At 59.2% G+C, this 22,501-nt stretch carries 19 protein-coding genes and 1 pseudogene; 11 read left to right on the top strand and 9 right to left on the bottom strand.

Features of this window, described 5'->3' with window-relative positions:
- Positions 1-557: 557 nt before the first annotated feature.
- Positions 558-1,889, top strand: a complete 1,332-nt coding sequence (locus AC30D7_RS06145; RefSeq protein WP_490133452.1) for an OprD family porin — start codon at positions 558-560, stop codon at positions 1,887-1,889.
- Between the two features lie 130 nt (positions 1,890-2,019).
- On the opposite strand, the gene AC30D7_RS06140 is transcribed toward AC30D7_RS06145, so the two are convergent.
- Together AC30D7_RS06140 and AC30D7_RS06135 are read right to left on the bottom strand one after the other, a co-directional pair.
- On the bottom strand, positions 2,020-2,862 hold the full coding sequence (locus AC30D7_RS06140; protein ID WP_490133451.1) for a mechanosensitive ion channel family protein: 843 nt from the start codon (positions 2,860-2,862) through the stop codon (positions 2,020-2,022).
- A 185-nt stretch (positions 2,863-3,047) separates the two neighbouring features.
- Positions 3,048-3,533 carry a YajQ family cyclic di-GMP-binding protein gene (locus tag AC30D7_RS06135; RefSeq protein ID WP_018926510.1) on the bottom strand — a complete coding sequence of 162 codons (486 nt, stop codon included), beginning with the start codon at positions 3,531-3,533 and terminating at the stop codon, positions 3,048-3,050.
- Positions 3,534-3,673: 140 nt separating this feature from the next.
- Here AC30D7_RS06135 and AC30D7_RS06130 point away from each other — a divergent pair, with 140 nt between their 5' ends.
- Genes AC30D7_RS06130 through AC30D7_RS06120 form a run of 3 tightly spaced genes read left to right on the top strand, consistent with a single transcriptional unit; the run spans position 3,674 to position 7,257 of the window.
- Complete coding sequence (locus AC30D7_RS06130) at positions 3,674-4,591, top strand: putative 2-dehydropantoate 2-reductase (RefSeq protein ID WP_490133450.1); 918 nt, start codon at positions 3,674-3,676, stop codon at positions 4,589-4,591.
- 45 nt (positions 4,592-4,636) lie between these two features.
- The gene (locus AC30D7_RS06125) at positions 4,637-6,673 is read left to right on the top strand and encodes a sensor histidine kinase (RefSeq protein WP_490133449.1); all 2,037 of its coding nucleotides are present in this window, start codon (positions 4,637-4,639) and stop codon (positions 6,671-6,673) included.
- A gap of 2 nt (positions 6,674-6,675) precedes the next feature.
- The gene (locus AC30D7_RS06120) at positions 6,676-7,257 is read left to right on the top strand and encodes a cob(I)yrinic acid a,c-diamide adenosyltransferase (protein WP_490133448.1); all 582 of its coding nucleotides are present in this window, start codon (positions 6,676-6,678) and stop codon (positions 7,255-7,257) included.
- A 106-nt stretch (positions 7,258-7,363) separates the two neighbouring features.
- On the opposite strand, the gene AC30D7_RS06115 is transcribed toward AC30D7_RS06120, so the two are convergent.
- From AC30D7_RS06115 to secA, 4 genes are all read right to left on the bottom strand, one after another.
- Entirely contained in the window at positions 7,364-8,308 is a 945-nt protein-coding gene (locus AC30D7_RS06115; RefSeq protein WP_490133447.1) for a Nudix family hydrolase, read from the bottom strand.
- Positions 8,305-8,937, bottom strand: coding sequence for a glutathione S-transferase family protein (locus tag AC30D7_RS06110; RefSeq protein ID WP_490133446.1), 633 nt, complete (start codon positions 8,935-8,937; stop codon positions 8,305-8,307). Before AC30D7_RS06110 ends, AC30D7_RS06115 begins: the two co-directional genes overlap by 4 nt.
- Positions 8,938-9,068: 131 nt before the next feature.
- Positions 9,069-10,286, bottom strand: coding sequence for a bifunctional glutamate N-acetyltransferase/amino-acid acetyltransferase ArgJ (gene argJ, locus AC30D7_RS06105; protein WP_433785375.1), 1,218 nt, complete (start codon positions 10,284-10,286; stop codon positions 9,069-9,071).
- A 122-nt stretch (positions 10,287-10,408) separates the two neighbouring features.
- Positions 10,409-13,144: a preprotein translocase subunit SecA gene (secA, locus tag AC30D7_RS06100; protein WP_490133445.1), complete on the bottom strand. Its 2,736-nt coding sequence runs from the start codon at positions 13,142-13,144 to the stop codon at positions 10,409-10,411.
- A 307-nt stretch (positions 13,145-13,451) separates the two neighbouring features.
- On the opposite strand from secA, the gene AC30D7_RS06095 reads away from it, so the two are divergent.
- Entirely contained in the window at positions 13,452-13,907 is a 456-nt protein-coding gene (locus AC30D7_RS06095) for a DUF721 domain-containing protein (RefSeq protein ID WP_018926518.1), read from the top strand.
- Positions 13,908-14,008: 101 nt separating this feature from the next.
- On the opposite strand, the gene AC30D7_RS06090 is transcribed toward AC30D7_RS06095, so the two are convergent.
- Positions 14,009-15,496: a helicase HerA-like domain-containing protein gene (locus AC30D7_RS06090; RefSeq protein WP_490133444.1), complete on the bottom strand. Its 1,488-nt coding sequence runs from the start codon at positions 15,494-15,496 to the stop codon at positions 14,009-14,011.
- A gap of 183 nt (positions 15,497-15,679) precedes the next feature.
- Between AC30D7_RS06090 and AC30D7_RS06085 the strand changes: the two are divergent.
- The 5 genes and pseudogenes from AC30D7_RS06085 to gpgF all read left to right on the top strand — a co-directional run.
- Positions 15,680-16,711, top strand: a pseudogene (locus tag AC30D7_RS06085) (HAMP domain-containing protein); the annotation flags it as partial.
- A gap of 93 nt (positions 16,712-16,804) precedes the next feature.
- Complete coding sequence (locus AC30D7_RS06080) at positions 16,805-17,569, top strand: methyl-accepting chemotaxis protein (protein WP_425439644.1); 765 nt, start codon at positions 16,805-16,807, stop codon at positions 17,567-17,569.
- 186 nt (positions 17,570-17,755) lie between these two features.
- Complete coding sequence (gpgS, locus tag AC30D7_RS06075; RefSeq protein ID WP_490133443.1) at positions 17,756-18,877, top strand: N-acetylglucosaminyl phosphatidylglycerol synthase; 1,122 nt, start codon at positions 17,756-17,758, stop codon at positions 18,875-18,877.
- On the top strand, positions 18,870-19,646 hold the full coding sequence (gpgD, locus tag AC30D7_RS06070; protein ID WP_490133442.1) for an N-acetylglucosaminyl phosphatidylglycerol deacetylase: 777 nt from the start codon (positions 18,870-18,872) through the stop codon (positions 19,644-19,646). The genes gpgS and gpgD overlap by 8 nt, the downstream gene beginning before the upstream one ends.
- Positions 19,643-20,638: a glucosaminyl phosphatidylglycerol flippase gene (gpgF, locus tag AC30D7_RS06065; protein ID WP_490133441.1), complete on the top strand. Its 996-nt coding sequence runs from the start codon at positions 19,643-19,645 to the stop codon at positions 20,636-20,638. The genes gpgD and gpgF overlap by 4 nt, the downstream gene beginning before the upstream one ends.
- A gap of 19 nt (positions 20,639-20,657) precedes the next feature.
- Here gpgF and AC30D7_RS06060 read toward each other — a convergent pair whose 3' ends face one another.
- Together AC30D7_RS06060 and purU are read right to left on the bottom strand one after the other, a co-directional pair.
- A complete protein-coding gene (locus AC30D7_RS06060) occupies positions 20,658-20,834 on the bottom strand; it encodes a hypothetical protein (protein ID WP_305409996.1) in 177 nt (58 codons plus the stop codon).
- Positions 20,835-20,915: 81 nt separating this feature from the next.
- Complete coding sequence (purU, locus tag AC30D7_RS06055; RefSeq protein ID WP_305409997.1) at positions 20,916-21,764, bottom strand: formyltetrahydrofolate deformylase; 849 nt, start codon at positions 21,762-21,764, stop codon at positions 20,916-20,918.
- Positions 21,765-22,091: 327 nt separating this feature from the next.
- On the opposite strand from purU, the gene mvaT reads away from it, so the two are divergent.
- Positions 22,092-22,469, top strand: coding sequence for a histone-like nucleoid-structuring protein MvaT (mvaT, locus tag AC30D7_RS06050; RefSeq protein ID WP_007933316.1), 378 nt, complete (start codon positions 22,092-22,094; stop codon positions 22,467-22,469).
- Positions 22,470-22,501: the final 32 nt, after the last annotated feature.

The raw sequence follows: 22,501 nt of genomic DNA, 5'->3' as shown, positions 1-22,501 counted from the left end.
TCACTGGCGGGGTGAACCGGTAACGCTTTTGGTTGTCACCCCCGCAGCTTCGATGTGGTAACCACGATGCAAAGCATGGCGTCAAGCCCACATAAAATGAGCTTGAACCCCCCGGTTTTATGAGGTTTTTACGGCAATAGGCAGGCTTTTGGAAAAAAACAGCAACAGAATTCCGATTTGTGCACGCTTGTTGCATCAACACCCGTATCGTCTATAAGCGCTCCGCTGGAAGTGGAAGCCTGAAGACCAATAAAAACAGTGGCAGGATTGCCCGATGGAGATTCAAGTGCAGGACAAGGGACTCTTTTTTACCGATGCTCAAGCCCTGGAAAACAGCGCTGAAGTTGTCAGTCCGATTGTGTCGGGATTGTGAATTTGCGACATTGATCAAGCCATTTGCGACAGGGTCGTAAAGAAGCTGAAAGGTTAGATGCGCAAGTATCGCCAATAGGGTCGGCGTGATATAAGTTTGCGCCGACACAAAAAGAAAGAGCCGCCCAGATAATAAAACAGGTGGGACGGCAGTACTCTTCTAAAAACCAAAGGAGCAAATCACGATGCGCGTGATGAAGTGGAGCATGATCGCACTGGCAGTTGCAGCAGCAGCCAGTACTCAATTGGCTACGGCCGCACCTTTCGTAAGTGACCAGGCTGACGCCAAAGGTTTTGTTGAAGATAGCAAGCTCGACTTGCTGGTTCGCAACTACTACTACAACCGTAACAAGAAAGACGGCGCCGACGATGACAAAGACTGGACCCAGGGCATCCAGGGCATGTACAGCTCGGGCTACACCCAAGGTCTGATCGGTGTTGGCGTTGAAGCTTGGGGCCAACTGGCCATTAAGCTGGACGGTTCCGACAAATATGGTGGTACCGGCAACATGCCCGTGGGCAGTGATGGCGAGGTCGAAAACAACCAGGGCAAAGCCGGCGCTGCCGCCAAGTTCCGCATCTCCAAGACCGAGCTGAAAATCGGCGACATGCAGCCAAGCACTGCCCCGGTGTTCGCTGTTGGCGGCTCCCGCATCCTTCACCAAACTGCCAGCGGTATCCAACTGCAGAGCAGCGAAGTCAAAGACCTTGACCTCGAAGGCGGTCACTTCTACTCGGCGACCAGCCAGGACAGCAACGCCCGTGACGGTGACCTGTGGGCTAACTACGCTGGCGTGAAAGCCAACTCCATCGACTACCTCGGTGGCAAGTACGGCATTACCCCAGACCTGAGCGTGTCGCTCTACGGTGCCAAGCTCGAAGACATCTGGAACCAATACTACGCCAACGCGAACTACACCCTCGCATTGGGTGGCGACAACTCGATCAACTTCGACGGTAACATCTACAACACCAGGGACACCGGTAGCGCTAAAGCAGGCGAAATCAATAACACCGCCTACTCGCTGGCCGCTGCTTACTCGTTCCTGAAAGCGCACACCGTCACCGTGGGCTTCCAGAAAGTGAATGGCGATACTCCGTTCGACTATGTCGGCGTGGGTAAAAACAACCGCGGTGGCGACTCGATCTTCCTCGCCAACTCCATCCAGTACTCTGACTTCAACGCCCCTGGCGAGAAATCGGTACAAGTCCGTTATGACCTGAAAATGGCCGAATACGGCGTACCTGGTCTGAGCTTCATGACCCGTTACGTGAAAGGTTGGGACATCGACGGTACCAACACTCCGGCGGGCAGTGCCTACACCGGCTTCTACGGTGAAGATGGCAAACACCACGAAACCAACGTCGAAGCCAAGTACGTCGTTCAATCCGGCCCGGCCAAGGATCTGTCCTTCCGTATTCGTCAAGCATGGCATCGCGCCAACCATGACGACTCGTTTGAAGGTAATATCGACGAGTTCCGCCTGATCGTCGACTACCCGATTTCGGTTCTGTAATTGCCGAAAGCCAGTTCGCGGTAATCAAAAAAAGGCCCATCTTCAGATGGGCCTTTTTTATTGGCTACAGTACTTATGGTCTTGCAAGATGCCTGACCAAACGGTCAGACATTAGTTGAAAGACAGATCATTAAACCGTTGCCGATTCCTGCACCACGCGAATAACCCGCTGCGGAAATGGAATATCGATACCGGCATTCTTCAAACGATCACGCGATTGCTCGTTAAACATGAACATCACATTCCAATAGTCGGCAGTCTTCACCCACACCCGCAGAGAAACAGTGATCGAACTGTCACCCAGCAAGGAAATCACCGCTTCCGGTGCCGGATCAGCCAATACTCGCGGATCCTTGGCCAGTTCCAGCAACACTTCACGGGCCTTTTGCAAGTCCGCTTCGTAAGCCACACCTACATCAAACACAACCTTGCGGGTCGGCTGACGGTTAGTGTTGGTGATAATGCCGTTCGACAGATTACCGTTAGGCACGATGATGGTTTTGTTATCGCCAGTGCGCAGTACGGTGTGGAAGATCTGGATGCTGTCGACAGTACCGGCAACACCTTGGGCTTCGATCCAGTCACCGATACGGAACGGACGGAACAACAGAATCAGCACGCCGCCGGCGAAGTTCGCCAGGCTGCCCTGCAACGCCAGACCGATGGCAAGGCCAGCCGCACCGATGGCCGCGACGAAGGAGGTGGTTTCCACACCGATCATCGACGCCACGCTGACGATCAGCAGCACCTTGAGGATGATGTTCGCCAGGCTGCTGATGAAACCTTGCAGCGCCAGGTCGGCGTTGCGCAATGCCAACAGGCCGCCCAGTTTTTGCGTGACTTTGTTGATCAGCCACCAGCCAATGGCCAGGGTGATCACCGCCAGCAACACGCGGCTGCCGTATTCCATGATCATCGGAATCCAGGCTTGAGACGCCTTGACCAGGTTGTCCACTTCAGCATTCAAATCCATCTTTTTTCTCCTGATTTCCGGCTACCCGGCACGCAAAAATGAGCGGCAGAAAGACCCGCCGGGTTAAACACAATCGAGGTGGGAGCGGGCTTGCTCGCGAAAGAGGTGTGTCATTCAACAGTGATGTCGACTGATACGCCCTCTTCGCGAGCAAGCCCGCTCCCACAAGGTTCCCGCTTGAAAGATCAGTCGCGGAAGTTGTTGAACTGCAGCGGCATGTCGAAAGTTTTGGCGCGCAGGGCGGCGATGGCTTCCTGCAGATCGTCACGCTTTTTACCGGTAATACGCACCTGCTCGCCTTGAATGGCAGCCTGGACCTTGAGCTTGGCATCTTTGACGTGGGCGACGATTTTCTTCGCCAGCTCTTTGTCGATGCCTTCTTTGAGGACCGCTTCCTGCTTCATCAGCTTGCCCGACGCATAGGCATCCTTGACTTCAAGGCATTGCACGTCGATCTTGCGCTTGACCAGGGCCAGCTTGAGGATCTCGATCATCGCTTCGAGCTGGAAATCGGCTTCAGCGGTCAGGTTGACGGTCAGGTCTTTTTCCTTGAACTCGAAGCTGCCCTTGCCTTTCAAGTCATAACGACGATCGAGTTCCTTGACGGCGTTCTCGACCGCGTTGGTGACTTCGTGTTTGTCCAGTTCGGATACCACGTCGAACGACGGCATGTAATTTCTCCAATAAAAAGGCGCGCTCGATAACGATGGAGCGCGCTTGGCTTGCGGTTAAAATCGGGCTCATTATAACGGGTCTTTTCCAACCGATACTGCGAGCCTCACATGCCAGCCTCAAACCGAGCAAAAAGCTGATGTCTACCCCTTGGCATGTTCTGGGCGCCGGCAGCCTCGGCACGTTGTGGGCCACCCGTCTGGCACGGGCCTCAGTGCCGGTCAGGCTGATCGTACGAGACGCGGCACGCCTGCAGGCCTATCAGGCGGCGGGCGGGCTGACGCTGGTCGAACACGGCGAAACGCAGCTGTACCCGATACCCGGCGAAACAGCCGACAGCGACGAGCCGATCAGCCGCCTGCTGGTGGCCTGCAAAGCCTACGACGCTGTAACGGCTGTGGCCCGACTTGCCCACCGCCTGACCCCGGACGCCGAACTGATCCTGTTGCAAAACGGCCTCGGCAGCCAGGACGCCGTTGCCGCGCAAGTCCCGCATGCCCGCTGCATCTTCGCCTCCAGCACCGAAGGCGCGTTTCGCGATGGCGACTGGCGAGTGGTGTTTGCCGGCCATGGTTACACCTGGCTGGGTGATGTCGGTCATCCAGTGGCCCCCTTCTGGCTGGAGGACTTGAGCGACGCTGACATTCCCCACGAGTGGAGCACAGATATCCTCACCAGGCTGTGGCGCAAACTGGCGCTCAATTGTGCGATCAACCCGTTGACCGTCCTGCACGAATGCCGCAACGGCGGTTTGCAGCAACATCAGTGCGAAGTGGCCACCCTGTGCGCCGAACTCACCGAACTGCTGGAGCGCTGCGGCCAGCCGGCAGCGGCTGAAAACCTCCAGGAGGAAGTCGAACGGGTGATCAAGGCCACCGCGACCAATTACTCCTCGATGTATCAGGATGTCGCCAATCAGCGCCGCACCGAAATCAGCTACCTGCTGGGCCATGCCTGCAAAGTTGCGTCGCGACATCAGTTGAACCTGCCTCACCTCAATCAATTGCAGCAGCGCTTGATCGCTCATCTGCACAGCCTTGGATTGCCCAGCGACTGAGCAGCGGCTACGCTGGCCACTTGTTCCTTTTCAGCGATAAACCTGATGCCATTGCGCCAGCGCCTTGAAAACCTTCCAGTCGGCCAGAAATTGCTGGCCGCCCTGCTGGTGCTGTTGACCACCGTTTTGCTGGTCGCCAACCTGACCTTTATCAGTGCCGCGTATTACATCTCCCAGGAAAGCATGGCCCCCCAGGCCCTGCAGACCATCGGCCGACTGGTGTCCAACCCGAGCCTGGTGTCCGACGCCCTGAAGTCACCACAAAATGCCGAACGCCTGCTCAACGAACTCAACAGTTATTCACCACTGCGTGCGGCAGCCCTTTACGACGGCACGGGTACGCGTCTGGCGCAGCTGCAACACGGCGACACGCTGAACCTGCCAGAACACTACCGGCACCTCGAAGCCTGGCAAGCCACGGAGTTTCGCAGCAATCAAGTGATCACCCTGCCCCGCCCCGGCACCGCACCCGGGCATCTGCTACTGGTGGCCAGCAGCGAATTGCCGATGGCGTTCTACACGGGCACCCTGACCGCCAGCCTGGGGATTCTGATCTTCAGCGTGCTGTTGTGGCTGGTGATCGCCCGGCAGATCAAACGCCTGATTACCCAACCGATCCACCAGCTCGAAGAGCTGTCCCGGCAAGTCACTCGGGAAGAGAACTACGCCCTGCGCGCCTCTCGCGGCAACCACGATGAAATCGGCAGCCTCGCCGAAGCGTTCAACACCATGCTTTCTCGCATTGAGGCCCGCGAACAGCAACTCAAACGTGCCCGCGACGATTCCCAGGCGGCTTACGACCAGGCCCAGGGGCTGGCCGAAGAAACCCGTCACACCAACCGCAAGCTGGAGCTGGAAGTTCAGGTGCGGAGCAAGATCGAGAAAAAACTCACCGGTTTCCAGAACTACCTCAACAGCATCATCGACTCGATGCCATCAGCCCTGATCGCCCTTGATGAACAGCTCTACGTGACCCAATGGAATCAGGAGGCCAGCGCCCTGTCCGGAACCCCTCTGGACGAAGCCTTGAACCAGCCGATCTTCCTCGCCTTCGAACCGCTCAAGCCATTCCTGCCGCAGCTCAAGCAAACTGTCGAGCAGCACACGGTGGCCAAGATCGAACGCGTCACCTGGCTCAAGGACGACGAACCCCGGCATTACGCCCTGACGTTCTATCCGTTGATGGGCGGTGCCGGACGCGGCGTGGTGATCCGGATCGACGACATCACCCAGCGCCTGTCCCTGGAAGAAATGATGGTGCAGTCGGAAAAAATGCTCTCGGTCGGCGGCCTCGCCGCCGGCATGGCCCACGAGATCAATAACCCGCTGGGCGCGATCCTGCACAACGTGCAGAACATTCGTCGACGCCTGTCCCCCGACCTGCCGAAGAACCTCGAGCAGGCCGAGCAAATGGGCATCGAACTGGAAACGGTCAATAAGTACCTGAAAGCCCGCGAAGTGCCGCAGCTGCTCGACGGCATTCAACAGGCCGGGGCACGGGCGGCGAAGATCGTGACCCACATGCTCAGCTTCAGCCGCCGCAGCACTCGACAAATGGCGCCATGCGACCTGCCGGCGCTGATCGATCAAGCGGTGGAAATCGCCGGCAACGACTTCGACCTGGCCATCGGCTTCGACTTCAAGGGCCAGGCGATCATTCGACAATTCGATCCGGCGCTGGGCCCGGTGCCCGGCACCGCCAACGAACTGGAACAGGTGTTGCTCAACCTGCTGAAAAACGCCGCGCAAGCCATTCACCAGCGCACGGACGACCGCGAGCCGGGGCGGATCATCCTGCGTACGAAACTGAATCCGCCGTGGGCGGAAATCCAGGTCGAAGACAACGGTATCGGTATGACCGAGAGTGTGCGCAAGCGCACGTTCGAGCCGTTCTTCACCACTAAGGAAATCGGTCAGGGCACCGGTCTTGGGCTCTCGGTCTCGTATTTCATCATCACCAACAACCACAAGGGCCAGATGGAAGTGCAATCGACGCCGGGCCAAGGCACTTGCTTCACCTTGCGCCTGCCTTTGTCGGGCACTCCGGTGGCCGCTCAAGAACTCAATCAGGTGTCGAGGTAACCATGGGCTTTCGCTTGTCGAAGATTTACACCCGTACTGGCGACAAAGGCGAAACCGGGCTTGGCGACGGTCGCCGGGTGCCCAAGGACCATCCACGGATCGAGGCCATCGGCGAAGTCGATACGCTGAACAGCCAGGTGGGCGTGCTGTTGGCCGGGTTGGCGGCGCAAAGTGGCGAGTTTCCCGGGCTTGGCGAAGTGATCGAGGTATTGGCGCCCTGCCAGCATCGGTTGTTCGACCTCGGTGGCGAACTGGCGATGCCGGCGTATCAGGCGCTGAACGCAGCAGAAATCGAACGCCTGGAAGCGGCGATCGATGTGTGGAATGAAGAGTTGGGGCCACTGGAGAATTTCATTCTGCCCGGCGGCTCGGCGCTGATTGCCCAGGCCCACGTATGCCGCAGCCTGGCGCGCAGTGCCGAGCGGCGCTGCCAGCATTTGAATGCGATCGAGCCGCTGGCCGGGGTTGGCCTGGCGTATATCAATCGGTTATCGGATTTGTTGTTCGTGGCGGCACGGTTGATTGCCAAGCGCCAGGGGGTTGCCGAGATTTTGTGGCAGCCGGCAACCAAACCCGGGGTTTAGTCGGCGTACTTGAGGACGCCTTCGCGGGCAAGCCTCGCTCCTACAAGTGGAGTGATCTGTAGGAGCGAGGCTTGCCCGCGAAGAGGCCAGTAGCCTCAACGCAGAATCAAGCCTCAGGCCAGAACGCCCGAATCCCCGCCACACCTTGCGCGCCCGCTTCCCAGGCTTTCTGCCGCTCTACCGGGCCAACCCCACCCAACAAGAACACCGGTTTGCTGAAGCCTTCGATCAAAGTCGAAGCCTGCTCCCAACCCAATGGCAGCGCATCCGGGTGCGTCTGCGTCGGCTGTACCGGCGACAGGGTCACAAAGTCCACGCCCATCTGCTCGGCCAGCGCCAGTTCTTCAGCGTTGTGACAGGACGCCGCCAACCAGCGCGACGCCGGCAGCGGTCGCCCGGCCTCCGCGTACTTGCGCAACTGCGCGGCCGTGATGTGCCAACCGGCTGACGGGAAATCCCCCAGCCATTCAAACGGCCCCTTGATCATCAACTGCGCCTTGCCGGCACACAACCCCGCCGCGTCTACCGCCAGATCGCGGTACTGCGGGTCGTAGCCGTTGGGCGCGCGCAACTGAATCAGCTTGATACCGCCAGCAATGGCTTTCTGGATACCGCGCAGCAAGGCCGGGGTTTCCAGGCCGTCCGGGGTGATCAGATATTCGCCAGGTAAGCGTGCAGCGGCGACGATCGGCTGGTTGGCGGCCGGGAACTCGTAGTCCAACAGCTCCCGAGCGGTCACCCAGGCCAAAGGTTGACCTTCGGCGCCATGGGGTTCGCCGGTAAACGCCGAGACTTCCCAGACATCCAGCAACACCTGCTTGTCCGGGTAGTCGTGGCGAACCTTGATCAACGGTCGCGCGGTATTGACCACAATGCCCAACTCTTCGTGAAGCTCGCGGGCCAGGGCGGTTTCGACGGATTCGTTATCCTCGACCTTGCCACCGGGGAACTCCCACAAGCCGCCCTGATGCTGGGTGTCGGCACGCCGGGCGATGAGGATCTTGCCGTTGCTATCGCGGATAACCGCCGCGGCCACGTGTACTCGTTTCACTGCCCGACCTCCTCCAGACCCGCCTTCTGCCAGGCCTTGAAGGCTGGCCATTGGTAAATGGTTTCGACATAAGCTGCGTCGACCTCGGGCAGCTTCACTTGATAGGTGCGCAGGCGCACGGCGATCGGTGCGAAAAACGCATCTACCAGGGTCGCGCCACCGAACAGGAACGGGCCGGTATCAGTAGCGGCAGCCCGACATTCAGCCCACAACGCCAGCATGCGCTCGATTTCGGCCTGAACGTCAGGCGGGGTCGGCGACAACGGCGCATTGTGGCTCAGGTCGAACGGCATGTTGCCGCGCATGGCGAAGAAACCGCTGTGCATCTGCGCGCACGCCGAACGCGCCTGGGCACGGGCGGCGGTGTCTTTGGGCCAAAGGCCGGCGTCGGGGAATTGCTCGGCCAGGTACTCGGCAATCGCCAGAGAATCGGCGATGGTGCCGTGTTCGCTTTTCAGCAGTGGGACTTTCCCGGTCGGCGAATGCTTGAGCACGCGTGCGCGGGTATCCGGCTGGTTCAGCTTGATCAGTTCTTCGGTGTAGGACGCGCCGGTCAGGTCGAGGGCCAGCGCGGCGCGCAGGGACCAGGAAGAATACAGTTTGTCGCCGATGATCAGGTGGAGGCTCATGTTCGGGCGCCTTTTGGTAAGAGTACAAGCCAGAATTTTTAGCGTCTGGTGGTCGGTCTTCGCGGGCAAGCCTCGCTCCTACAGGTCACACCACCTGTAGGCGCAAGGCTTGCCCGCGAAAGCGATCTTTCTTACGTGCGGTACTCGGCGTTGATCTTCACGTATTCGTGGGACAGGTCGGTGGTCCAGATGGTTTCGCTGCAATCGCCGCGACCCAGCTCGATGCGGATGGTGATTTCTTCCTGCTGCATCACCGCCGCGCCCTGGGCTTCGGTGTAGGTGGCAGAACGCGCGCCACGGCTGGCGATGCACACCTCGCCAAGGAATACGTCGATCTTGCTCACGTCCAGGTTCGGTACACCGGCACGGCCTACAGCGGCCAGGATGCGGCCCCAGTTCGGATCGGAGGCGAACAGCGCAGTCTTGATCAGCGGCGAGTGGGCCACGGTGTAACCGACGTCCAGGCATTCCTGGTGATTGCCGCCGCCGTTGACTTCAACAGTGACGAACTTGGTCGCGCCTTCGCCGTCACGCACGATAGCCTGGGCCACGTCCATGCACACTTCGAATACCGCTTGTTTCAACTTGGCGAACAGCTCGCCTTCGGCACGGCTGATTTCCGGCAGTGCAGCCTTGCCGGTGGCGATCAGCATGCAGCAGTCGTTGGTCGAGGTGTCGCCGTCGATGGTGATGCGGTTGAACGACTTGTTGGCGCCGTCCAGCAGCAGGTTTTGCAGCACTTCGCGGGAGACTTTGGCGTCGGTGGCGATGTAACCGAGCATGGTCGCCATGTTCGGGCGAATCATGCCCGCGCCTTTGCTGATGCCGGTGACGGTGATGGTCACGCCGTCATGCTGGAACTGACGGCTGGCGCCCTTGGGCAGGGTGTCGGTGGTCATGATGCCGGTGGCGGCAGCTTCCCAGTTGTTTTCCGACAAGTCATCAAGGGCGGCTTGCAACGCGCCTTCGATTTTCTCGACCGGCAGCGGTTCGCCGATCACGCCGGTGGAATACGGCAGCACCAGGCTGGCATCGACGCCGGTCAGCTCGGCCAGCTTGGCGCAGGTGCGCTCGGCGGCGGCCAGGCCTGGTTCGCCGGTGCCGGCGTTGGCATTGCCGGTGTTGGTCAGCAGGTAACGTACCGGGCCTTGCACGCGTTGCTTGGCCAGGATCACGGGAGCGGCGCAAAAGGCGTTCAGGGTGAACACGCCCGCCACGGTGGAACCTTCGGCACAGCGCATGACCACGACATCCTTGCGCCCCGGGCGCTTGATACCGGCCGAGGCGATACCGAGTTCAAAACCGGCAACCGGGTGCAACGTTGGCAAAGGACCAAGACCAACAGCCATGAATGCGCTCCTTAAAAAATGTTGTCTGCACCGTCATTGCGATAGACGGTGGTTTGAATGGCAAAACGCCGCGACGGCATAAGCCGGTCGCGGCGCGGGTATTTCAGCGTTTGAAACGGGTTTTACTGGATCTGCCCGTGGCAATGCTTGAACTTCTTGCCCGAGCCGCAGTAGCACAGCTCGTTGCGGCCCAGTTTCTGCTCGTTGCGTACCGGTGCGGTGGCGAGAGCTACATCGATCTCTTCACCCAACACTTCCGGTTGCTCCAGGCCAGGCGCTTCGTCGTGCTGGAACTGCATGCGCGCAGCCAGCGCCTCGGCTTCCTGACGCAGGCGTTGCTCTTCGGCTTCCGGATCTTCGCGGCGCACCTGAACGTGCGACAGCACACGGATCGAGTCGCGCTTGATCGAATCCAGCAGCTCGGAGAACAAGGTGAAGGACTCGCGCTTGTACTCTTGCTTCGGGTTCTTCTGCGCATAACCACGCAAGTGGATGCCGTGACGCAGGTGATCCATGGTCGACAGGTGGTCTTTCCACAGGTCGTCGAGCACTCGCAGTACGATTTGCTTCTCGAAGGAGCGCAGTGCTTCGGCACCGGCCTGGTCTTCTTTCTCGTTGTACGCGGCGATCAGTTCGTTGAGCAGCTTCTCACGCAGGGTTTCTTCGTACAGGTGGTCGTCTTCGTCGAGCCATTGCTGGATCGGCAGCGCCACACCGAAGTCGCTCTGCAACGCCGCTTCCAGACCGGACACGTCCCACTGCTCAGGCAGCGATTGTGGCGGAATGTGTGCGCTGACGGTTGCGTTGAGCACGTCCTGACGGAAATCGGCAATGGTTTCGCCAATGTTGTCAGCGGCCAACAAACTGTTACGCATGTGATAGATCACTTTACGTTGTTCGTTGTTGACGTCGTCGAACTCAAGCAGCTGCTTACGGATGTCGAAGTTGCGGCCTTCAACCTTGCGCTGAGCCTTCTCGATGGCGTTGGTCACCATGCGGTGTTCAATCGCTTCACCGGACTGCATGCCCAGCGCCTTCATGAAGTTCTTCACCCGGTCAGAGGCGAAGATGCGCATCAGGCTGTCTTCCAGCGACAGGTAGAAACGGCTGGAACCGGCGTCGCCCTGACGACCGGCACGACCGCGCAACTGGTTATCGATACGACGCGATTCGTGACGCTCGGAAGCGATCACCTGCAAGCCGCCCGACTCCAGCACTTGCTGGTGACGTTTCTGCCAGTCGGCCTTGATCTGGGCAATCTGCTCAGGAGTCGGGTCTTCCAAGGACGCCACTTCCACTTCCCAGTTACCGCCCAACAGGATGTCGGTACCACGACCGGCCATGTTGGTGGCGATGGTCAGTGCACCCGGACGACCGGCCTGAGCGATGATTTCGGCTTCTTTTTCGTGGAACTTGGCGTTCAGAACCTTGTGTTCGATGCCTTCCTTCTGAAGCAGGCCGGACATGTGCTCGGACGTTTCGATGGTGGCGGTACCCACCAGCACCGGACGGCCCTGAGCCATGCACTCCTTGATGTCAGTGATGATCGCCGCGTATTTCTCTTCGGCGGTCAGGAACACCAGGTCGTTGTAGTCTTTACGCGCCAACGGCTTGTTCGGCGGGATGACCATGACCTGCAGGCCATAGATCTGATGGAATTCGAACGCTTCGGTGTCTGCGGTACCGGTCATGCCGGACAGCTTGTTGTACAGACGGAAGTAGTTCTGGAACGTGGTCGACGCCAGGGTCTGGCTCTCGGCCTGGATGTTCAGGTTTTCCTTGGCTTCGATGGCCTGGTGAAGGCCTTCGGACAAACGGCGACCCGGCATGGTACGACCGGTGTGTTCGTCGACCAGTACGACCTGACCGTCCTGCACGATGTACTCGACATTGCGATGGAACAGTTTGTGCGCACGCAGACCGGCATAGACGTGAGTCAGCAAGCCCAGGTTATGCGCCGAGTACAGGCTCTCGCCTTCAGCCAGCAGGCCGACTCGGGTGAGCATTTCTTCGATGAACTGGTGACCGGCTTCGTTGAGCTCGACCTGACGGGTTTTCTCGTCCACGGTGTAGTGGCCGGCCTTGGTGACTTCGCCTTCGACTTCTTCGACATGCAATTCAAGCTGCGGGATCAGTTTGTTGATCTCGATATACAGCTTGGAGCTGTCCTCGGCCTGACCGGAGATGATCAGCGGGGTACGGGCTTCGTCGATGAGGATGGAGTCGACTTCGTCGATCACGGCAAAATTGAGTTCGCGCTGGAATTTTTCTTCCATGCTGAACGCCATGTTGTCGCGCAGGTAGTCGAAACCGAATTCGTTGTTGGTGCCGTAGGTGATGTCGGCGGCGTAAGCGGCGCGCTTCTCTTCCGGCGGCTGGAATGGCGTGACCACGCCGACCGTCATGCCGAGGAATTCGTAGAGCGGACGCATCCAGTTGGCATCACGGCGAGCCAGGTAGTCGTTCACCGTCACAACGTGCACGCCCTTGCCGGACAGCGCGTTGAGGTAAACGCCCAGTGTTGCCACCAGGGTCTTGCCTTCACCGGTGCGCATTTCCGCGATCATGCCTTCATGCAAGGTCATGCCGCCGATCAGCTGGACATCGAAGTGGCGCATACCCATGACGCGCTTGCCGGCTTCGCGGGCGACCGCAAAGGCTTCTGGCAGCAGTTTGTCCAGGGTTTCCCCTTTGGCGAGGCGGGCCTTGAACTCGCCTGTCTTGGCACGCAATTGATCGTCCGAAAGGGCTACCATTTGCTCTTCGAAGGCATTGACGAGCTGCACCGTCTTGAGCATGCGTTTGACTTCACGCTCGTTCTTGCTTCCAAAAAGTTTCTTTAACAAAGGCGCAAACATATCGGCAGGATCTTCCACACTAAAGGGATGGAGGGCGGCCCCGTGAGTCGCCCGAGCAGCCCTCATGGCCGCATGCGAACGAGCATTCTACCCGGAAACGATGGTGAGGAAAGTGGCGTTGTTCCACGATGCATGCACTGCGCTGTAACGGGGCTCACTTAAAATAAGGGCTTTTTACTGAACTTCAACCCGTTCCGGGTACAAGTTATCCGTTGATTTAATGAGTAAAGCGCTCACAAAGCAATGGGGCGGGAGCAACCAGTGCTTTCTGTTACCATGGCCGCTCTGTTACTTCAGGTGTTCGATCATGGCATTTCGCCCTCTCACGGCCAGAGCACCCGCCGTTCTGCTTCGCGAAGCCAAACCGCTGAAAGCCATCTTTGGCCACGCTCAACGCCTGGGTCATTTGCAGCGTCTGGTGGAAAGCCAGCTGCAACCGGCTGCCCGCGAGCATTGTCATGTGGCGTCGTGGCGCGAAGGCAGTCTATTGCTGATCGTCACCGACGGTCACTGGGCCACCCGCCTGCGTTATCAACAAAAACGTCTGCAACGCCAGTTACAGCTGTTCGACGAGTTCGCCAGCCTGACGCGGATCCTGTTCAAGGTGCAACCACCGACCGTTCAGCAAGGAGCGGCTGGGCATACCATGGATTTGTCGACGGATGCCGCGGCGACCATTCAGGCGACGGCTGACGGGATTACCGACCCGAATTTAAGGGCGGCGCTGGAGCGCCTTGCGGCGCACGCAAAACCTAAATCCTGAACCCCTGTAGGAGCGAGGCTTGCCCGAGAAGAGGCCCCCCGAGGGCGCCAAAAGCTTCGCGGGCAAGCCTCGCGCCTACAGGTGATTGCATTCCAATTCATTCAGCGGCGTTTGCTACCGCCGAGCAATGACCCCATCAACCCGCGTACCAGTTGTCGGCCCAATTGATTGGCCGCCTGTCGCATCGCCGATTTAAGCGCCTGTCCTGCCGCCGTACCGAGGAATTCCCCGGCCTGTTCGGTGAAGCTCGGCTCTTCGGGGGCAGGTTTGCCCGGCGCGGCTTCAGGCTCCGGCGCCAGCCCCTTGCGCCCCATCAGCACTTCATAGGCCGATTCGCGATCGACCGGTTTGTCATATCGCCCTTTAAACGGCGAACCGGCAATCAGCACCGTGCGCTCAGTCTCGGTCAGCGGCCCGATCCGCGATTGCGGCGGTGCGACCAGTACACGCTGGACCATCTCCGGCGTGCCCTTGTCCTGCAAGGTGCCGACCAACGCCTCGCCGATGCCCAGCTCAGTCAACACCGACAAGGCATCAAATGCCGGGTTCGGCCGAAAGCCCTCGGCCACTGCCCGCAGGGATTTCTGCTCCTTGGCGGTGAACGCGCGCAAGCCATGCTGAACACGCAGGCCCAACTGAGCCAGCACATCATCCGGCAAGTCCCCCGGCGATTGGGTGACGAAATACACGCCCACGCCTTTCGAACGGATCAGCCGCACCACTTGTTCCAGACGATCCTGCAACGCCTTGGGCGTACCGGCGAACAACAAGTGCGCCTCGTCGAAAAACAGCGCCAGCAGCGGTTTATCGGCATCGCCGCGTTCCGGCAGTTGCTCGAACAGTTCGGCCAGCAACCACAACAGGAACGTCGCATAGACCTTCGGCGCTTCGTGCACCAGACGGCTGGCGTCGAGCAAATGAATGCGCCCGCGACCATCCACGGCCGGTTGCAACATGTCTTCCAGTTGCAGCGCCGGCTCGCCGAACAACGCTTCGGCGCCCTGCTGCTCCAGCGTCGCCAAACGGCGCAACAGCGCCTGGCTGGAACCGGTGGTCATCAGCGCCGCGTCATCCCCCAGCAATTCGGGGTTATCACGCAGGTGATTGAGCAATGCCTTCAAATCTTTCAAATCCAGCAGCAACAGCCCTTCGCGGTCGGCCACCTTGAACGCCGCATAAAGTGCGGACTGCTGACTGTCGGTCAGCTCCAGCAGGCTACCGAGCAGCAACGGCCCCATTTCGCTCAAGGTGGTGCGCAATGGATGACCGGACTGACCCTGAATGTCCCACAGGGTTACCGGATATGCCTGAGGCTTATGGTTCAGCCAGGGCATGCCGGCTATTCGCTCCGCGACCTTGCCTTGCGGGTTGCCGGCGGCGCCCAGGCCGCACAAATCGCCTTTGATGTCCGCCGCGAACACCGCCACGCCTGCATCGCTGAACGCTTCGGCCAGACGCTGCAACGTGACGGTTTTACCGGTACCGGTAGCGCCCGCTACCAAACCGTGACGGTTCGCCAGGCGCATGGCCTGGGCGATTGGCTGGCCCGCGAGGTCAGCGCCGATAACGAGTTGCGATGAGTCAGGCATTTTGTCACCCATGGTTAATCTTTGATCCTTCATGGCCGATAAGAACCGAGAGACCAGACTGAAAATAGCGTCGGTAATTCCCTAAGGAGAGGCGGAAATATCAGCTTACTTTCAACACTGCCCATTCTGCGCGCCTTTATAAAAGCACGCCCTGGACATTAAGACCTAGCGGACCCCCAAGCCATGAACAAAAACCTGCGCTTCAGCCATAAAATACTGCTTGCCGCCGCCCTGATCGTTATCGCCGCATTCGCTTCGTTCACACTGTACAACGACTATTTGCAGCGCAATGCGATACGCCGCGACCTGGACAACTACCTGCAAGAAATGGGTAACGTCACCGCCAAGAATATTCAGACCTGGCTGGCTGGCCGCAGCCTGTTGATCGAAAACCTGTCACAGACCGTTGCCCTGAACGCCGAGACAGATAACGTCGCCAAACTGCTGGAACAGAAGGCTGTCACATCGACCTTCATGGGTGCCTACCTGGGCAATAAGGATGGCACCTTCATTATCCGCCCGGACAGCAAGATGCCCGACGGCTATGACCCTCGCGTCCGCCCCTGGTACAAGAGCGCGCAGAGCACCAGCGGTTCTGCCTTGACCGAACCTTACATCGATCTGGCGTCTGGCCAGTTGGTGATTTCCATCGTCGACAGCGTCCTCAAGGACGGTCAGAACATCGGCGTGGTCGGTGGCGACCTGAGCCTGCAAGTGATCACCGACAGCCTCAATGCGCTGGATTTCGACGGCATGGGCTATGCATTCCTGGTCAGCGCCGACGGCAAGATCCTGGTTCACCCGGACAAAGCGCTGGCGATGAAAAACCTCAAGGATGTCTACCCAAAAGACACACCCGTTATCGGTAATAAGCCGAGCGAGATCGAAGTCGACGGCAAAACCCGCATCGTGACCTTCACCCCGATCAAGGGGCTGTCCTCGGTCAACTGGTACATCGGCCTGTCGGTAGATAAAGACAAAGCGTTCTCCAGGCTCAGCGAGTTCCGCGCCTCGGCGATCATCGCGACTCTGATTGCCGTGGCCATCATCATTGGCTTGCTGGGCATGCTGATCCGCCTGCTGATCCAGCCGCTGCACGTGATGACCCGCGCCATGGAAGACATCGCCGACGGTGAAGGCGACCTGACCAAACGCCTGACCATCCAGAATCAGGACGAATTCGGCATCCTCGGCACGGCGTTCAACCGTTTCGTGGAGCGGATTCATACCTCGATCCGCGAAGTGTCCTCGGCCACCGGCCAAGTCAACGAAGTGGCCTTGCGGGTAGTGGCGGCCTCGAACTCGTCGATGTTCAATTCCGACCAGCAAGCGTCGCGCACCAGCAGCGTGGCCGCAGCGATCAACCAACTCGGCGCCGCCGCCCAGGAGATCGCCCGTAACGCCGCCCAGGCGTCGAATCAGGCCAGCGATGCCCGCAGCCTGGCCGAAGACGGCCAGCAAGTGGTGGACCGCAGCATTGCCGCGATGAATCAGCTGTCGAGCATGCTCAGCGCTTCGAGCACCAATATCGAATCGCTGAACAGCAAAACCGTGAACATCGGGCAGATTCTAGAAGTAATCACCAGCATCTCCCAGCAAACCAACCTGCTGGCACTCAACGCCGCCATCGAAGCGGCGCGGGCAGGCGAAGCCGGGCGCGGTTTTGCCGTGGTGGCCGACGAGGTGCGCAACCTGGCGCACCGCACGCAGGAATCGGCGCAACAGGTGCAGACCATGATCGAGGAACTGCAAGTCGGCGCCCGCGAATCCGTCAGCACCATGAGCGACAGCCAGCGCCACAGCCAGGACAGCGTGGAAATCGCCAACCTGGCCGGCGAGCGCCTGAACAGCGTGACATTGCGCATCGGCGAAATCGACGGCATGAACCAATCGGTAGCCACGGCGACCGAGGAACAGACGGCGGTGGTGGAGTCGATCAACGTGGACATCACCGAGATCAACACACTGAACCAGGAAGGCGTGGAAAACCTGCAATCGACCTTGCGGGCGTGCTCGGACCTTGAGCAACAGGCTTCGCGACTGAAACAGTTGGTGGGCAGTTTCCGTATCTAGCGTCTGAACTGGCCTCTTCGCGGGCAAGCCTCGCTCCTACACAGGTATATGCGTAGGAGCGAGGCTTGCCCGCGAAGGCGTCCATCCAGACACCGCAAATCCCGCTGCGCCCCCCCACCGCAAAACCCAACCGAACATCTATCCTTCATATAGGTCAACCAAAGGGAGCACATCGAACCCGGAGGGATGTTCATCGTGCATATCGCTGACATAACCATGTTCTACGCCCCTGCCAGCGGTGGCGTGCGCACGTATCTGGATGCCAAGCACCGTCGTTTGGGCATCAAACCCGGCATTTGCCATAGCCTGCTGATCCCAGGGGCGCATTTGAGTGAACAGGATGGTGTCTATACGGTTCCGGCCCCCGCCCTGCCCTTCGGCAAGGGTTATCGCTTCCCCCTCCGTCTCGGGCCGTGGCGCAATGTTCTGCGAGATTTACAACCCGATCTGATTGAAGTCGGCGACCCTTACCTGACCGCCTGGGCTGCCTTGGACGCCAAGCGACAACTCGATGTGCCAGTGATCGGCTTTTATCACTCCGACCTGCCGATGCTGGTCAGTAATCGCATGGGCAACTGGGTTACACCCAATGTCGAGGCTTATGTCAGCAAGCTCTACGGCAACTTCGACCGGGTTCTGGCGCCAAGCCGGGTCATGGCCGACAAACTGATCGGGTTGGGGGTGAAGAACGTTTTCGTACAGCCCCTGGGCGTCGACCTGCAAACGTTCAACCCCAGCGTTCGGGATCCAGGCCTGCGGGCCGAGTTGGGCATCGATGAAAACACTCACCTGCTGATCTTCGCCGGCCGTGGCTCCAAGGAAAAAAACCTGCCGGTGCTGCTCAACTGCATGAAACGCCTGGGTCGTCGCTACCACTTGCTGCTGGTGGGCTCGTCGATGCCGACCCTGGTGCCGCGCAATGTCACCGTCGTCGACGAATTCTGCCCGGCAGCGCAAGTGGCGCGCCTGATGGCCAGTGCCGACGCACTGGTGCATGCCGGGGATCAGGAAACCTTTGGCCTGGTGGTGCTCGAAGCCATGGCCAGTGGCATTCCCGTGGTGGCCGTGGCGGCCGGGGCTTTTCAGGAAATTGTCACCGATCAATGCGGCCTGCTCTGCGCGCCGAACAATCCAGTAGCGATGGCCAACACCGTTCGCGAACTGTTCAGCCAAGGCAGCGCCGCGCTGGGCAAGCAGGCCCGCCGGCATGTCGAGCAACATTACGCCTGGGACACGGTGGTCCACAGTCTGCTGGGGCACTATCACGCCGTACTCGGCACGCAATGGCCGTTGATCGCCAATGGCTGAGCCCATGAACACGCCCAGTCTGTTGTTGGTGCTGCACGACGTTGCGCCGCAAACCTGGCCCGACTACCAGGCGTTCGTCGAAGCCGTCGACGCACTGGGTACAGTGCCAATGACCTGGCTGGTAGTACCGAACTTCCATAAACATAACGGCCTGGACGCCTATCCGGCATTTCGACGGTTGCTGAGCCATCGTGTCGCTCGCGGCGACGAACTGGCACTGCACGGTTACTACCATTGCGATGAAGGGCCGATTCCCACCACTCCCCGGGACTGGTTCATGCGCCGGATCTACACCCATGAAGGCGAGTTCTATGACCTGCCTCTGGACGCCGCCCTCGCCCGCCTGCGCGCCGGAATAGAGATGTTCCATCGCTACAACTGGCCGCTCGAAGGCTTCGTCGCCCCCGCCTGGCTGATGAGCGAAGGCACCCGCCAGGCATTGCGTCAGTTACCGCTGCACTACACCAGCGATTCGCAGCACCTGTATCGGTTGCCGGATTTCACCGTAATCGATGCCCCCGGTCTGGTCTGGAGCGCGCGCAGCGCCTGGCGCCGTGGCCTGTCGAAAATCGTCAGCGACCAGCGCGAACAGCACTGGCGCCAGGCACCGGTGATTCGTCTTGGCCTGCACCCGGTGGATATGCGCCATGAGTTCTCGCGTCAGTATTGGCTGCAAACTCTCAAGCGCTTGCTCGAGCAGGGCCGTGTGCCGATGACCAAGGCCGGTTGGCTGAAACTGCAACGCGACCCTATCGGTCGCGCAGCATGAGCCGGGGAATTCTGCTGGTCATCGCGCTGCTCGCTGCAGTGCTTATCCCGTCGTTGCTGGGCGGCGGCGAGACATGGTCGCGGCTGCAAAGTTTTCCGTTGGAATGGCTGCTGATCATGTTCGGCATGATCCTGCTGTGCTGGGTGATAAACACCTTGCGCTTGCGCCTGTTGATGGGTGATCAGTGCATCAAGGTGAGCCGCCTCAAGAGCCTCGGGGTGGTGATGTCCGCCGAGTTCGCCTATTGCGCCACCCCCGGTGGTAGTGGCGGCCCGCTGACCATCATGGCCTTGTTGGCGCGCCACGGCGTGCGGCCGGCCAGGGGCAGCGCCGTGTTCGCCATGGACCAATTGAGCGATCTGCTGTTTTTTCTCTGCGCGCTGAGCGCGATTCTGATTTATGCACTGTTCCAGCACCTCAGTCAGCGCCTGGAATGGATGCTGACCGTCAGCGCCATCTCGTTGTTCGGCGGGCTGTTCAGTTGTGTGTTGATGGCTCGCTGCCACCGTTCACTGATTCGCCTGAGCGGTCGTTTGCTCGCCCGGCTCAATGTCAAAGAGGCGACCCGGCTTCGTTGGGCACGAAAGCTCCTGCACTTCCTGGCGGCGTTCACTGACACACTGAAGTTACCCTTTCAGACATTGATCACGGTGTTCGCCCTGACCTGCCTGCATTGGGTCTTGCGGTATAGCGTGCTGTATCTGGCGTTACGCGGGCTGGGCGTGGACTTGCAATGGGCCTGGTGCTTTCTGATCCAGATGCTGTCATTGAGTGCGGGGCAATTCAGTCTGTTGCCGGGCGGTGCCGGGGCGGCGGAACTGACGTCGGCGGCGCTGCTGGCGTCCATGGTGGGGAAATCCACCGCGGCGGCGGCGATTCTGATCTGGCGGACAGTGACTTATTACTTCTATCTGGTGGTCGGTGGCCCGGTGTTTCTGCTGATGCTCGGGCGGCCATTGCTGAAGAAATTGATGAAGTTCAAGCAAGCTTAAAGATCGCCACAGGATCTTTTCAGACACCTTCGGCGGTATCGTCGGAATCATCCCGCAACTGCTCCCACAACTCGGCGGCGCCGGGAAACTCCGTGCCGTCTTCGGGGCTCAGGTCATCCGGGTCGTAGCGGCTCAAACAGCCCTCACCCAATGTGGCGGGCGCCTTGGAAACGGCTTTGTCCAGCGGATCAGCCATGGTCATGTCCTCGGTGCAGAAACGGCGAAGGGCCTGAAGCGATTGAACGCCCAGGCCCTTCGGATTTCAACCGTATGGTTGTCAGAACACGACGGTTTTGTTTCCGTGCACCAGCACCCGGTCTTCCAGGTGATAACGCAGACCACGGGCCAGCACCATTTTCTCGACGTCACGACCGAAGCGCACCATGTCTTCAATACTGTCGCTGTGGCTGACACGCACCACGTCTTGCTCGATGATCGGACCGGCGTCCAGCTCTTCGGTGACATAGTGGCAAGTGGCACCGATCAACTTCACACCGCGCATCGAAGCCTGATGATACGGCTTGGCGCCAACGAACGACGGCAGGAAGCTGTGGTGAATGTTGATGACTTTGTGGGCATATTCGCTGCACAAGTCGGGCGGCAGAATCTGCATGTAACGGGCAAGTACCACCACTTCGGCGTCGTGCTGTTTGACCAGGCGCGAGACTTCGGCGAAGGCCGGCTCCTTGTCCTGCGGGTTGACCGGTACATGGTAGTAAGGAATACCGTGCCACTCGACCATGCTGCGCAAATCGTCATGGTTGGAAATCACGCAAGCGATTTCGCAGTCCAGTTCGTCGCTGTGCCAGCGGTGCAACAAGTCGGCCAGGCAATGGGACTCACGGCTGGCCATCAACACCACGCGCTTCTTCTGCTCGGTGTCGGTGATGCGCCAGTCCATCGAGAACTCTTGGGCAATCGGTGCAAACGCTTCGCGAAAGGCTTCGATACCGAAAGGCAGCGAATCGGCACGAATTTCGTGACGCATGAAGAACCAGCCACTGAGATTGTCCGAGTGATGGCTCGCTTCAGTGATCCAGCCGTTATGTGACGCCAGAAAGTTACTGACTTTAGCAACGATGCCGACGCGGTCCGGGCAAGCAATCACCAGCCGAAAAGTGCGCATGAGGGGGAAACTCCAGAACTTCGCAAAGGCCGCCATTCTAGCGATTGCGCAGCAAAACTGCAGTATTGATGACGCGCGGGCCGCGCATGGCGGTCAGCGGCACAGGTTCAGGAACGCCATACGCCAGTGCATGGTGCTCTTGTAGCCAGTCTTCAAGAGGTCAACTGTGAATATTTGTGACGCTATTTAACTGTCTCTCCAATGTGCGTCCTATTCACCGCAACTAATTTAAATAAAACTCCGGTTAAATGTTTACTTGGTGAAACACCCTGACTATTATTGTCGCACTGTCACCCTGTCATCCAGCGCCAACATAAGGTAGTCCTCATGTCCTTGATCAACGAATATCGCGCCACCGAAGAAGCTATCAAAGAGCTGCAAGCCCGTTTGAAGAACCTGTCCCAAGACGACAAACTGCAAACCGAGCTGGAATTCGAAGGCAAACTGCGCACCCTGATGGGCGAATACTCCAAATCCCTGCGTGACATCATTGCCCTGTTGGATCCAGAGTCCAAAACCAAGGCTCCACGTGGCGGCGCAGTAAAAACTACCGGCACCAAGCGTGCTCGCAAAGTTAAACAATACAAAAACCCGCACAACGGCGAAGTCATCGAAACCAAAGGTGGCAACCACAAAACTCTGAAAGAGTGGAAAGCCAAGTGGGGCGGTGACGTGGTTGAAGGCTGGGCTACCCTGCTGGGCTAAGCCGCAAGCCAGTCGCAGACTGATCCGCGACC

Source organism: Pseudomonas sp. DF5 (assembly GCF_058148225.1).
This window is presented reverse-complemented; position numbering and strand designations above follow the sequence as displayed.

What these genes read in the sequence shown, in the direction of transcription:
- gpgD (WP_490133442.1), top strand. Translation starts at nt 18,870, where the DNA reads ATGGCTGAGCCCATGAACACGCCCAGTCTGTTGTTGGTGCTGCACGAC.
- AC30D7_RS06135 (WP_018926510.1), bottom strand. Translation starts at nt 3,533, where the DNA reads ATGCCGTCGTTCGACGTGGTATCCGAACTGGACAAACACGAAGTCACC.
- AC30D7_RS06110 (WP_490133446.1), bottom strand. Translation starts at nt 8,937, where the DNA reads ATGAGCCTCCACCTGATCATCGGCGACAAACTGTATTCTTCCTGGTCC.
- AC30D7_RS06060 (WP_305409996.1), bottom strand. Translation starts at nt 20,834, where the DNA reads ATGGCTGATCCGCTGGACAAAGCCGTTTCCAAGGCGCCCGCCACATTG.
- AC30D7_RS06140 (WP_490133451.1), bottom strand. Translation starts at nt 2,862, where the DNA reads ATGGATTTGAATGCTGAAGTGGACAACCTGGTCAAGGCGTCTCAAGCC.
- gpgS (WP_490133443.1), top strand. Translation starts at nt 17,756, where the DNA reads ATGTTCATCGTGCATATCGCTGACATAACCATGTTCTACGCCCCTGCC.
- AC30D7_RS06125 (WP_490133449.1), top strand. Translation starts at nt 4,637, where the DNA reads ATGCCATTGCGCCAGCGCCTTGAAAACCTTCCAGTCGGCCAGAAATTG.
- argJ (WP_433785375.1), bottom strand. Translation starts at nt 10,286, where the DNA reads ATGGCTGTTGGTCTTGGTCCTTTGCCAACGTTGCACCCGGTTGCCGGT.
- AC30D7_RS06130 (WP_490133450.1), top strand. Translation starts at nt 3,674, where the DNA reads ATGTCTACCCCTTGGCATGTTCTGGGCGCCGGCAGCCTCGGCACGTTG.
- AC30D7_RS06095 (WP_018926518.1), top strand. Translation starts at nt 13,452, where the DNA reads ATGGCATTTCGCCCTCTCACGGCCAGAGCACCCGCCGTTCTGCTTCGC.
- AC30D7_RS06080 (WP_425439644.1), top strand. Translation starts at nt 16,805, where the DNA reads ATGTTCAATTCCGACCAGCAAGCGTCGCGCACCAGCAGCGTGGCCGCA.
- gpgF (WP_490133441.1), top strand. Translation starts at nt 19,643, where the DNA reads ATGAGCCGGGGAATTCTGCTGGTCATCGCGCTGCTCGCTGCAGTGCTT.
- AC30D7_RS06090 (WP_490133444.1), bottom strand. Translation starts at nt 15,496, where the DNA reads ATGCCTGACTCATCGCAACTCGTTATCGGCGCTGACCTCGCGGGCCAG.
- AC30D7_RS06145 (WP_490133452.1), top strand. Translation starts at nt 558, where the DNA reads ATGCGCGTGATGAAGTGGAGCATGATCGCACTGGCAGTTGCAGCAGCA.
- mvaT (WP_007933316.1), top strand. Translation starts at nt 22,092, where the DNA reads ATGTCCTTGATCAACGAATATCGCGCCACCGAAGAAGCTATCAAAGAG.
- AC30D7_RS06120 (WP_490133448.1), top strand. Translation starts at nt 6,676, where the DNA reads ATGGGCTTTCGCTTGTCGAAGATTTACACCCGTACTGGCGACAAAGGC.
- purU (WP_305409997.1), bottom strand. Translation starts at nt 21,764, where the DNA reads ATGCGCACTTTTCGGCTGGTGATTGCTTGCCCGGACCGCGTCGGCATC.
- secA (WP_490133445.1), bottom strand. Translation starts at nt 13,144, where the DNA reads ATGTTTGCGCCTTTGTTAAAGAAACTTTTTGGAAGCAAGAACGAGCGT.